Origin of the sequence: Mesorhizobium sp. M00.F.Ca.ET.216.01.1.1 (assembly GCF_004010325.2) — a bacterium.
GTDB lineage: Bacteria > Pseudomonadota > Alphaproteobacteria > Rhizobiales > Rhizobiaceae > Mesorhizobium.
On the sequence record NZ_SADR02000025.1, the window covers coordinates 19,812 to 31,562 of the forward strand.

Annotated in this window: 10 protein-coding genes; 1 reads left to right on the forward strand and 9 read right to left on the reverse strand. The window is 61.4% G+C overall.

Annotated elements, in window-relative coordinates; translation table 11 throughout:
• Positions 1-47 precede the first annotated feature (47 nt).
• On the reverse strand, positions 48-1,049 hold the full coding sequence (locus EN859_RS27050) for a helix-turn-helix domain-containing protein (protein ID WP_127855789.1): 1,002 nt from the start codon (positions 1,047-1,049) through the stop codon (positions 48-50).
• Positions 1,050-1,178: 129 nt separating this feature from the next.
• Between EN859_RS27050 and EN859_RS27055 the strand changes: the two genes are divergently transcribed.
• Complete coding sequence (locus EN859_RS27055; protein ID WP_127855790.1) at positions 1,179-1,817, forward strand: cysteine hydrolase family protein; 639 nt, start codon at positions 1,179-1,181, stop codon at positions 1,815-1,817.
• A 73-nt stretch (positions 1,818-1,890) separates the two neighbouring features.
• On the opposite strand, the gene EN859_RS27060 is transcribed toward EN859_RS27055, so the two are convergent.
• From EN859_RS27060 to EN859_RS27095, 8 genes are all read right to left on the reverse strand, one after another.
• Positions 1,891-3,570 carry a formate--tetrahydrofolate ligase gene (locus EN859_RS27060; RefSeq protein WP_127855791.1) on the reverse strand — a complete coding sequence of 560 codons (1,680 nt, stop codon included), beginning with the start codon at positions 3,568-3,570 and terminating at the stop codon, positions 1,891-1,893.
• Positions 3,571-3,912: 342 nt separating this feature from the next.
• The gene (locus tag EN859_RS27065; protein WP_127855792.1) at positions 3,913-4,308 is read right to left on the reverse strand and encodes an ester cyclase; all 396 of its coding nucleotides are present in this window, start codon (positions 4,306-4,308) and stop codon (positions 3,913-3,915) included.
• Positions 4,309-4,406: 98 nt separating this feature from the next.
• A complete protein-coding gene (locus EN859_RS27070; protein WP_127855793.1) occupies positions 4,407-5,531 on the reverse strand; it encodes a DUF2333 family protein in 1,125 nt (374 codons plus the stop codon).
• Between the two features lie 14 nt (positions 5,532-5,545).
• Entirely contained in the window at positions 5,546-6,850 is a 1,305-nt protein-coding gene (locus EN859_RS27075) for a DUF6638 family protein (RefSeq protein WP_127855794.1), read from the reverse strand.
• A gap of 109 nt (positions 6,851-6,959) precedes the next feature.
• Positions 6,960-7,376, reverse strand: a complete 417-nt coding sequence (locus EN859_RS27080; RefSeq protein ID WP_127855869.1) for a DUF559 domain-containing protein — start codon at positions 7,374-7,376, stop codon at positions 6,960-6,962.
• 134 nt (positions 7,377-7,510) lie between these two features.
• Complete coding sequence (locus EN859_RS27085) at positions 7,511-9,421, reverse strand: ATP-binding protein (RefSeq protein WP_127855795.1); 1,911 nt, start codon at positions 9,419-9,421, stop codon at positions 7,511-7,513.
• A gap of 24 nt (positions 9,422-9,445) precedes the next feature.
• Entirely contained in the window at positions 9,446-10,591 is a 1,146-nt protein-coding gene (locus EN859_RS27090; RefSeq protein WP_127855796.1) for a hypothetical protein, read from the reverse strand.
• 29 nt (positions 10,592-10,620) lie between these two features.
• The gene (locus EN859_RS27095) at positions 10,621-11,709 is read right to left on the reverse strand and encodes a hypothetical protein (RefSeq protein WP_127855797.1); all 1,089 of its coding nucleotides are present in this window, start codon (positions 11,707-11,709) and stop codon (positions 10,621-10,623) included.
• Between the last annotated feature and the right edge of the window lie 42 nt (positions 11,710-11,751).

Sequence of the window (11,751 nt, forward strand, 5' to 3'; positions counted from 1 at the left end):
AACGATGCGGTGCCCCCTTGCCGTTCGGCCGGGGGCACTGCTTTGCTTCAGCCGGATTGGCGCGGAGAGAAGTGTGCGATGCGCTCGTTCTGAACGTTCTTCGAGAATTCGCGCCGGTACTGGGCCGGCGAAGTCCTGAGCCGCGCCGCGAAATGCTGGCGAAGCGAGGTGGCGCTGCCGAAACCAGCCTGGAAAGCGATCGCGTCCATCGACTGGGATGTCGATTCGAGCAGCCGCTGCGCCAGCTGGACGCGCTGCTCGGTCAGCCAGTCGCCGAAACTGGTGCCGATCGATTTCTGAAAGCGGCGCGTGAATGTGCGGCGGGTGAGGCCGGCGGCGCCGGCGACGCTGTCCAGGCTGTGTGCGTCGCCCAGCGTTCTCACAACCGTGTCGAGAGCCTGCGCAAACCGGTCCGTGTTCTCGCTCTTTGCCAGGGGACGCTCGATGAATTGTGCCTGCCCGCCCTGGCGGTGCGGCGAAAGGACGATTTGCCGGGCCAGCCGCAGCGCTGCTTCCGCGCCATAGCGGGCGCGCACGACATGAAGGCAGCAGTCGAGCCCGGCAGCGACGCCGGCCGACGTCACGACATCGCCGTCGTCGACGTAAAGCACGTCTGCGTCGACGATTATGTCGGGATAAAGCGCCTGCAACTGCTCGGTATAGGCCCAGTGTGTCGTCGCCCGCCGTCCCGACAGCAGTCCGGTCGCGGCAATGGCGAAGGTGCCGAGGCACAGACCAACGATCAGCGCGCCGCGCCGATGGGCGCGGCGCAGCGCCTCGGTCAGCGCCGCAGGAGGCGGGTCCTCGAGGTTCCTCCAGCTTGGGACGATTACGATGTCGGCGTCATCGAGTGCTGAGAGCCCGTGAGGGACGGTTATGGTCAGCCCGGCATCGGTGCGGATTGGTCCGTTCTCGATCGCGCAGACCCGGAAATCGAAGCGCGGCAGACCAAGCGCCGTGCGATCGTCGCCGAACACCAGGCAAGGCACCGAAAGATGGAACGGACTGATGCCATCGAAGGCGATGGCGGCAACGATCGGATTGGCCATGAGGAGCACCAACAGGGATTAGTATCAAATTGTCCCAATTCTTTCGAATAATGTCAATCGGGACACTTTTGCAATCCGATGGCATGCCTATCCTCGACCAATCAAAGCCAAAACGGGAAAGGAAACTCCATGTCGGAAGCCAAAGCGCCACGCCGTGCCCTCGTCGTCGTCGATGTCCAAAATGACTATGACGGCGGCAACCTTGCCATCCAGCACCCGCCATTCCGCGACAGCGTCGTCAACGTGGCACAGGCCATGGACGCAGCCGCTCAGGCCGGCGTCAAGGTGGTGGTCATTAAGCAGATGGCGCCAGAGACGGCGCCGATCTTCGCCAAGGGCAGCCCCGGCGCCGAATTGCATCCCGAGATCGCCAGGCGAAGCCGCGATCATTATATCGAGAAGACGCTGCCGAGCGCCTTCACGGGCACCGATCTCGAGGATTGGCTGCGCGCCAATGCGATCGATACGATCACCGTCGTCGGTTACATGACCCATAATTGCGACCTGTCGACCGTCATCCACGCCGTCCATATGGGCTTTGCGGTCGAGTTCCTGTCCGACGCCACCGGCTCGGTGCCCTATGCCAACAGTGCCGGCTATGCTTCGGCCGAGGACATCCATCGCGTGGTGACGGTCATTCTGCAGTCGCGCTTCGCTGCCGTCCTCAAAACCACCGAATGGATCGACTGCCTGAAGACCGGCGCACTGCCCGAACGCGATACGATCTTTGCGTCCAACCAGCGGGCACTGGCGCGGAACGCCGCGTAAGGGGACCGGTATCGTAACAAAAAAGGGCGTCGCAGCGATGCGGCGCCCTTTGCATTTTGGATCGTCGAAGCTCTCAGAACAAGCCTTCGATCTGGCCGATCTCGTTGAGGAAGATCTTTTCCGATGACGGCGTCTTGGGCAGGCCGGGCATGGTCATGACCTCGCCGCAAATGATGACGACGAAGCCGGCGCCGGCAGATAGCCTGACCTCGCGCACCGGCACGGTGTGGCCGGTCGGTGCGCCACGCAGGTTCGGGTCGGTCGAGAAGGAATATTGCGTCTTGGCCATGCAGACCGGCAGGTTGCCGTAGCCGGCGTGCTCCCAGGCGTGCAGCTGGTCGCGTACCGACTTGTCGGCAATCGCTTCGGAACCGCGATAGATGCGCTGGACGATGGTGTTGATCTTCTCGAACAGCGGCATGGCGTCGGGATAGAGCGGTGCAAACTGCGACGCGCCGGATTCGGCCAGCGCCACCACCTTGTTGGCAAGTTCCTCGATGCCGGCCGATCCCTGAGCCCAGTGCTTGCAGAGGATCGCCTCCTCGCCCATCGAGGCGACATAATCCTTCATAGCCCGGATTTCCGCGTCGCTGTCGGAATAGAAGTGGTTGATGGCGACTACAGCCGGCACGCCGAACTGCCTGATGTTCTCGATGTGGCGGCCGAGGTTGGCGCAGCCCTTTTTCACCGCCTCGATATTCTCCTTGCCGAGGTCTTCCTTCTTGACGCCGCCATTCATCTTCATGGCGCGCACGGTGGCGACGATAACGGCTGCCGCCGGCTTCAGGCCGGCCTTGCGGCACTTGATGTCGAAGAATTTTTCGGCGCCGAGATCGGCGCCGAAACCGGCTTCGGTGACGACATAGTCGGCGAGCTTCAGTGCCGTCGTTGTGGCGACGACCGAGTTGCAGCCATGCGCGATGTTGGCGAACGGGCCGCCATGGACGAAGGCCGGGTTGTTCTCCAGCGTCTGCACGAGGTTGGGTTGCATGGCGTCCTTCAGCAGCACGGCCATGGCGCCGTCTGCCTTGAGGTCGCGGGCATAGACCGGCGACTTGTCGCGGCGATAAGCGACGATGATGTCGCCGAGGCGCTTTTCCAGGTCCTTCAGGTCGGTGGCGAGGCACAAGATCGCCATGACTTCCGAGGCGACGGTGATGTCGAAACCCGCTTCGCGCGGAAAGCCGTTGGCGACGCCGCCGAGCGAACAGATGATTTCGCGCAACGCGCGGTCGTTCATGTCCATGACGCGGCGCCAGACAACGCGGCGGATGTCGATGCCGAGCTCGTTGCCCCAGTAGATGTGGTTGTCGATCAGCGCCGAAAGCAGATTGTGCGCGGTGGTGATGGCATGGAAATCGCCGGTGAAGTGAAGGTTCATGTCCTCCATCGGCACGACCTGGGCATAGCCGCCGCCGGCGGCACCGCCCTTGACGCCGAAGTTCGGGCCGAGCGAGGCTTCACGGATGCAGACGATCGCCTTCTTGCCGATGCGGTTGAGGCCGTCGCCGAGACCCACTGTCGTCGTCGTCTTGCCTTCGCCGGCCGGCGTCGGGTTGATGGCGGTGACGAGGATCAGCTTGCCGTCCCTGTTATCCTTCACCGACTTGATGAACTCGGCTGAGATCTTGGCCTTGTCGTGGCCGTAAGGCAAAAGGTGTTCGCTCGGAATGCCGATCTTCTGGCCGATCTCCTGGATCTGCTTCTTCCTGGCGGCGCGCGCGATCTCGATGTCGGACTTCACTTCGGCCATGACGGCTTTCCTCTGGATTGGACGGTGGAGGGGACGGGTTTGATCAATGTGGTCGCATGCATTCAAGACGCCCCGGCACTGCAGGCGAGGGCATGTTCTAACCCTGTCGCTGCCGTGGCGTCAACTCGCATGCAACTAAGTTTCCTAAGAAGAAAGATATCTCTGTTTCCCGGTCGACGTGTCTCGGGTCTTTGCGCCCGGTTGTCGCGCAGTATAGAAGCCAGAGCAGGCGCTGTTCCGCCGTCTCAAAACAGCCGCGCAATACGCGAAAAGCGACAGGGTTCGAGCACCGGCCGGCGCTTCGAGCTGTTGGTCCGGTTTTGGGTTTTCGAGTATGAGCAGCTAATAGACGCGGATCTGACGCAGCAGCCCCAAGGCGTCGAGTTGGCCGAAGTGCTCGACCGCGACGCCGTTCTCAAGCCGATCGATGTGGATCACGCCAACCGAGACGCGGTTTCCGCTCGGCTCGACGCCATGGAAGATGCCGGTGTGCGTCCCCTGAAAACGGCAGCGCGTGGCCACCCTGTCGGCATCAATGACATAGTCGTCGATAAGGTGATGTCCGTCCGGGAATCCGACAAAGAATTCGATGAGGGATTTGCGCCAGTCATCGAAGCCGATCGGGCCGGCGCTGCCTAAATGAACGGCGAGATCCGGGGAAACCAGATCGGCAAGCTTGTCCCATTCCTGCGTGTCGATCATGGCGTAGAAATTTTGCGCAAAGTCCCGGATATCCATCTCGTGTCCTCGCCGGCTGTCGCCCAGCCATTCAACAACGACGAGACGATCAGGTTCCGCCGAGAGCCCGATTTGATATCGTGGTGCGCAGGCCCGAACTACTGCGTCAGCACGTTGCTGATCTCGACCATGTTCGAACGCACGCGCAGGATGTAGAAACCCATCGTAGTCAGGTGCGTCGGCAACAGCCAGCCGTCCTCGCGGCCATTGGCGATGATGAAGGGCTGGATGCGCAGCGCCGAGACGAACTGCGAGTCCATGGTGTCCCACAGATTCTGCAGGTGCTTTTCCTTGATCACGTCGTCGAAATCGGCCTGCGCGCCCTTCATCAGCCCGTAATAGGCATAGAGCTGGCCATAGGCGAACCAGAAGCGGTCGTCGGCTCGGGTGTCGAACCAGCCATTGTTGTGATTTTCGGCGCGCTCCTTGAGGATGGCCGAGGTCGAGCCGATATCGGATGAGATGCGGTCGATATACTGCTTCAGATTGTCGGCGCGGGCGTCGAATGTCGCCTGGCAGGCGGCCAGCCGGGCGTTGAAGGAACGCAGCTTGCGCACGGCGTCGCGATAATAACTCGGCGTCGGCGTCTTCGGACCGAACGGGTTCAAGCCGAAGTACCAGGTTTCCTCATCGAACTGCAGGTTGCCGCGGGCATCCTGCAGGTCGGCATCGATTTGCGAGGTGGTGCGCACACGGCCGAGATTGTCGGCCAACTCGGTCGCTGTGCGCCGCACCGCCTGGTTGATGCCGCGCTGGAACGAGGCCTTGTTGTCCATGAACGGCGTGTGGTCCCAGTCGATGCCGAACAGGCCGAGCTTGTAGAGGATCATCGACGAGACCCAGGCATTCTGATTGACGTTGAAGTCGGTCAGGTCTGCCGCCACCTGGGCTATGCCTGAGTTTCCACAGGTCTTGGCGGTGTCGGTGCCGGCGCCAGCGGAGACCTGCTCGCCGGCGGACGTGTTGCGTTTCTCGAAAGTATATTTGTCGACGTAGCTCGGGTCGAAATTGTTCCACCACTGGGTGGCGTAAAAGAAATTGGCGTAGAGGCCGATCAGCACGAGGACAGCGAGGCCGAGCACCGCCTTCAGGATCCAGCCGCGCTGCGTGTACCAGCGCCCGGCCCACACGAACGGCCACAGGATGGCGCCGATGACGAGGCCAATGCCGCGCCCGATCCACTGGAAAATCCGGGTGAAGAAATTCACGATCGGATCAAGCATGGCGATGCACCCCCTCAGTCAGTCAGGCCGTAGAGGCGTGTGCGAAACGCCACCTTGTCTTTCAAATATGTGGTTTTCAGAACGTCCACAACATGCGATCGCCAGGCGTCGCTGAAGCCGTCATAGTCCTTGTAGAAGCCCGGCTTGTTGAAGACGTAGCGCGAAACGAAGTCCTGCGGCACGAAATCCGAGATCAGCTGGTTGGTCAGCCAGGCATCGGGATGATCGGGCTTGGCCCGGATGACCAGGAAACGCTGCTGCGGCAACACGTCCTCGATCTTGAGATGGCCGAGCAGGGCGATCTCGCGCTTGGCGGCGTTGAGGAAGGGGAAGTTGCCGTCGGTGGTGATCAGGTCGGCATGGCCGTGGATCCAGGTCTGCAGCCAGACCTTGTCGACATCGGTCAGATTGCGGTCGGGTTCGGCGTCGCGGATCAGCGCCCGCACCACCATTTCGGCGCGATGCTCGAGATAGCCCGAGGTTTCAATCCAGGAGGCGCGCGGCAGTTCGATGCGGCCGGTGGCGGCGAGGAACTTGAACACCTTGTCGGCGTCGAGGATCGACAGATAGCTCACCTGCCACGGCCGCGAGCGGCGGAAACCGGGTGCCGCCGGATCGCTGATCACCGTCGTCATGTCCGGGTCGACGAACACATAGAGCCCGCCGAAATGGCTGGTCCAATAGGCACTGTGGCGGAAGATCACCTGGTCCGGCACCAGCGCGTTCTCGCGGATGTCGCCGCAGATCTTGGCCAGCTCCACCATGCGCTGGAGCATGGCATTGTCGCGCCAGGCGTCGGGTTCCTGCTTCAGCCGGTCGACGAGCTTGCCGAGTTCGGCGGCCTTGCCGAGTACGTCCTCCGCCGACAGCACCTTGAACTCGACCTGGTTGATCGACAGCAGGTCCTCGATGTCGTTGACCTTGGGTACTGAATCCTCGATCTCGCCGTAGATGACATCCTTAATGGTCAGCGCGTCGATGGCGCGCTGGTTCTTCGACATGAACTCGAACATCAGTTGCGAGGTATTGGAAAAGGCGGTGTGGACCACCGGAAGGTCGATCTGCGACGGCGTCAGGATGATGAAGCGGCGGTTGACCTCGTTGGGATCGAGATAGGCGTAATCGCCACACTCGTCGGCCACCTCAGGCGAAAAGCCGGTGCGGTCGATGTCGAAGCTTTTCAGCTTGGTCGGCTTCAGGCCGAAGGCGGCCATCGCCTTGTTGTAGCGCTGGATAAGATGCGGCTCTTCGATAGTCAGCAGCCGGCCGTAGATCAGCTCGTTCTCGCGCAGCAGATCGGGTTTCCGGGCGGGGGTCATCTATGCTGCTCCAATGGGCTATCCAGAGAAGGATGTGGCGCAAACGCTGACGCCCCCCTCTCCCCGTTCTTCACGGGGAGAGGGGGAGGGTGAGGGGCAACGCGGACGGTCAAGGACATGTCTCCCCATAGCCTTTGGCGGCAATAAACCGAAGATCGTGCGTTTCGATATGGCGTTCGAGGCGGCCTCCGAGCGCGGCCAATATCGTTTCAAGCACTGCTTCTCGATCCTTCAACACGTCCACATTCCAAAAACGCAGGATCGACCAACCATGCGAGAAGATGAAGCGATCCCGGACCCGGTCATAATTGCTGTCGGCATGCTGGCTCCCTTCAACTTCGACAACAAGCTGGCACTCTCGGCAGGCGAAGTCGGCAAAATAGGAACCTTTTGGAAATTGCCGTACGAATTTGTGGCCGTTCAGCCTGCGGTCGCGCAATTCCATCCAGAGTGCCGTTTCGGCATCGTTGTCCGATTGACGTAAGCGCCTTGCTCGCCTCGTTGTTTCGATTTCCGGTCCACGCATGCGCTGCCCCTCACCCTTACCCTCTCCCCGTGAAGAACGGGGAGAGGGGGGCGTCAGCGTTTGAGTCACGTCGTTCGGCATTGCGGTTGGAGCCTGTCCATGGCCAGAGAGGCATTCGGGGATGAGGAAGAACTTCACGCATTCCACAGCCCCTTCTTCTTCATCTCCTCGATTTCGCGCACCGCGCGGTCACGCAGACGGGTGTCGCGGATCATCGTCATCACCGCCGCATCGTCGGACTTGTCGGAATAGCGGAACTCCGAGTCGGCGTAGCGGTTGATCTCCTGCATGACCATGTCCATCGAGAACGGTCCGCGCAGTTCCTCGATCATCGCCTTCTTGTCGTCGTAGCTCTTGTGCATGAAGGCATCCGGCTTCTCGAACCATTCGTCGGGCAGTTCGATATCCATGGCGCGCATCTTAATCGCGTCGGTGACGTTCTTGATGGCGCGGCCGGTGAAGCGCGGCTCGGCGTCCTTGATCATATGCAGGTAGGTGCCGATGTCGGCCATCGATTTCGGTGCGCCATTCTCCTTCATGTAGCGCTCGTAGACCCGCATCAGCCCGTCTTCCTGCGGCTTCTCGTGCTCCTCATAGGCTTCCATCACGGCGCGCTGGATTTCTTGGGCGGCATAGAGCTTGTGGTCACCGAGCGGGATCTTGTGGTTCTTGCCGGCCAGCAGGACAAAGATGTCGATATAGTCGTCGCGGGTCTGCGGCCCGTCGACCATCCAGCGGGCGCCGGCGCGCTGGCGCAGCGCGTCATCGACGTTTTCGGGATAGTTGGAGAACATGCCGAAACAGCAGTTGCCGCGCACCACGGTGGTGGCACCGGCGAAGGCGTCCATCAGGACGCCGGTGATCTCCTGCTGGCCGGCCGACGCACGGTCGTCGGAGCGGCGCGCCGCCACCTGGTCGATGTCGTCGATGGTGCCGAAGCCGATGACGCGCGGGTTGAGCACATTGTTGATGAATTGGCGGCAGTTCTGGCCGGACTTGCCCTGATAGGACGAAATCTGGTCGACGCCGAAATTCTCATAGGCAAAGGGGTAGCCGGCGACCTGGCAGTAATTGCTGACGAGGCCAGCGATCATCTGGATCAGCGTCGTCTTGCCGGTGCCGGGCGCGCCGTCGCCGATGAAGGTGAACAGGAAGCCGCCGAGCTCGACGAAGGGGTTCAGCTCGCGCTCGAAATCGTAGGCCATCAGCATCTTGGCCAGCTTCACCGACTGGTATTTGGCGATGTGGTTGCCGACGACCTCTTCCGGCTTCTTGAACGTCATCACCAGCGGCTTCGAGCGCTTGCCGGGGGCGACATCGAAGCCGTCGAGAGTGAAGTCGTCGACGTCGATGCGGATATGCGCGTTCTCGAACGGACCGATGCCGTCGAAGCGGCCCTTTCGCGCCAAAAGCCCGTCGATGGCGATGCGGGCGAAGGCGCGGGCGCGGGTCATCAGGTCAGCATCGTCCGCCGAACCTGATATCGCCTTGTCGAGGCCGGCGACGATCGACTTCACCGCATCCTGTGGCGTGTCGAACAGGAAATCCGGCACCGGCGTGTCGTTCGGCGCCTCGCCGTCGCTGTCGATCAGCTGGAACAGGTAGGAGGCGAGGCTGAAGGCGGAAATATAGGCCGAGGCGGACAGCAGCTTCTTGAAGGTGGCGGCCTCGTCGCCTTCGAGCGGCGCGCGGGTGTTCTTGGCCTGCAGGCTTTCCAGGTCGGAACCTTCGGCGAAGACATCTGATATGGCCAGCGCAATCGCCAGCCCGCGCCGGGCGCGGAACAGAAGCGTGTGCTGCGGGATGGTCAGCAACTGGTCGTCGGGATGGACGGCGGCGACGGTCTTGGAAAGCTCGACCTCGCGCGTGCGCCGCACCGAGCCGACCGATACGGTCGAGACGAAGCGGCGGTTGGTGCCAGCGAGCGCGGTGCCGGATTCGCGCGAAGGGTCTTCCAGCACGACGATGCGGGTGATGAAGCTCTGCGCGGTGGCGCGGTGCTTTTCGATTGCGGCTTCCGAGATCGTGGTCAGGCCGGTGTCCATGAAGGATGCTCCGCGGTTTGACGGTCAGACGTCGCTGATGACCTGCCCTTTGGACAGGATGTGGACCTTGTAGCCCGAAAAAATTTTCTGTGCCTCGCCGGCGGCGTAGAGCGCCTGATAGGCCTCGTGCGGGATCAGTGCGTGGTTCTCGTAGCTCGAAACGCCCTGGCGCGCGGCTTCCAAATCGTCGGTGTTGATGAAGAATTCCTGCGTCGACTTCTCGCTGGAAAACAACCCTTTGCGGCCGGGCTTCTCGGCCTTCGAATAGATTTCCTGGATGGTCCAGGTCAGCAGCCAGGCGTTTTCCGGCTTGCGCACCTTGTCCAGCACTTCCGTTACCGTCGAATTGTTGTCGGTGATCCCTGCCGAATAGAAGGGGCCGAGCACGACGCGGCGCAGCTGCTTGGGATGCAGCGGCTCGAAATCCTTGTCGAGATTCACCGCGATGGTCGCCGGCGACAGCGCGTAGGCGGAGTTCTTTTCGGTGAAATCGTCGAAGCGATGTGCGAGCTCGGGATTGAGCAAGCCGTCGACAGGCAGCGGAATGTCGACCGTTTCGTTGAGCTTGCCGCCGCTGTCGACGAGCTGCCGGATCATGTCTTCGGAGGAATCCTCCACCGTCACGATATAGACCAGCGGCAGGTTGGCGCTGCCGTCGAAGCAGGCCCAATGGACCAGATAATAAGGCCGCAACGTCTTCGGGTTGACTGAGACCTTTGCCGTCTGCGCCAGCGTGAACGGACCGAAAGTCGTCTCGCTCCTGACGTCTTCCAGGTAGAGCCGCTCGGCCATCGACTTCTGCAGCGCCTCCGGAAACTCCTTGTGGCGCAGGATGAAGTCGGCCATCTCCTCGCGCAACTCACCGGCCTGCGGGATGTTGGCGAGGCGGCTGTCGGCCTGGCGGCGGTCGTTTTCCAGTTCAAGCAGGTTCTGGAAGACTGGAAAGCCGCTTTCGGCGCGCGAGATGCGGAACGTCTCCATGAAGCCGAGGCGGTTGCGCCAGCAGGAAAATGACTTGTCCAGCCGCGCAATGTATTCGGCGACGATCTTGGCAACGATGCCGTGCCGGTAGAGCGGCGAGCGATCGTCGCGCATGAACACTTCGAGACCGCTAAGTGCGGCCGTGATCGCCGAGAAATAGCGTGCCGCCGCTTCGTTTTCAGGGGTCATGCAGCGAGCCTCAAGGAACAGTACGGCAATTACGACTGCACGTAATTAGCCGAATTGTGCTTCTTCATCACCTCGTCGAAGCGGCGGGCGAAAGCATCGTCGGCCAGCTTCTTGCGGCGCTGGATATCGGCGGTGGCCACCATGTTCTTCTCGTGCATTTCCAGAAGGTCGCCAATGTGCTTCTGCGAGGCGGCGCCGATGCCGGCCATGGTCTCTTCGGCGGTGTTGTCGACCTGGCTGCCCAGCGTGTTGATTTTGTGGGCGACATCCTGCTGGGCCGCGGTCTTCAGCGAGTCTTCCAGTGCCTTGTAGAGCACGATGCGCTGCTCGGTATCGATGCTCAGCTTGTTGATCAGCGTCGACTGCGCTGCGATCTGGTTGTTGAGCGAATCGACGAAGGTCTGAAACATCGAGGTGTAGCGTTCCAGCGTCTGGCTCTCAGCCAGCAGTTCCTGCTCCTTGGCCTGCTTCTCGTTGTACTCGGTGGCCAGTTTCGAGCGCTCGCCCTCGAGCTGCGTACGCTCCTTCTGGCTGGTCGAGGCAGCGATCTTGTTCTCGATGTCGAGCAGCATCGGATTGAGCTCTTCGATGCGCTTCTGCACCGCTTCGAGGTTGGACATGGTGGTCTTGCGGCGCTCGATCACTTGCGACAGGCTGGTCTCGGAAGTCTTGTAGCGCTGATCGAGAACCTGCTTCTGGGCCTTGAGGATGCCGACGATGGTGTCGGACTTGGCCAGAAGCTCCTGCAGATTGCCGGCCAGCGACATGTTGCGCACGCGGTCGGTGCGCATGCGCTGCTTGCGCTGCAACGAGAACACGCCGATGAAATTTTCCCAGCCGGTGTAGTTCTTCATGCTCTCGAATTCGGCGCCGAAGACGTTGGTCGCGTCCTCCAGCCCGATAATGAGGTCGGCGATGTTGCCTTCCATCACCTTCTGCTGCTTCAGCACATCCTCGATGCGGGCATTCTCGATGTCGAAATTGGCGTCGCCGATCTTCTTGTCGGCCTTGGCGAGGGTGTCGAGCACGGTGCCGGACTGCTCGATCTTGGTGCGCATGTCCTGCACGACCTGCTTGGTCTTGGCAATTTCGGCATCGAAATTCTGCAGTGTCGCCATAGGGACCTCCCGCTTCGGCATCACGTCGCTGGTTGCGAACAG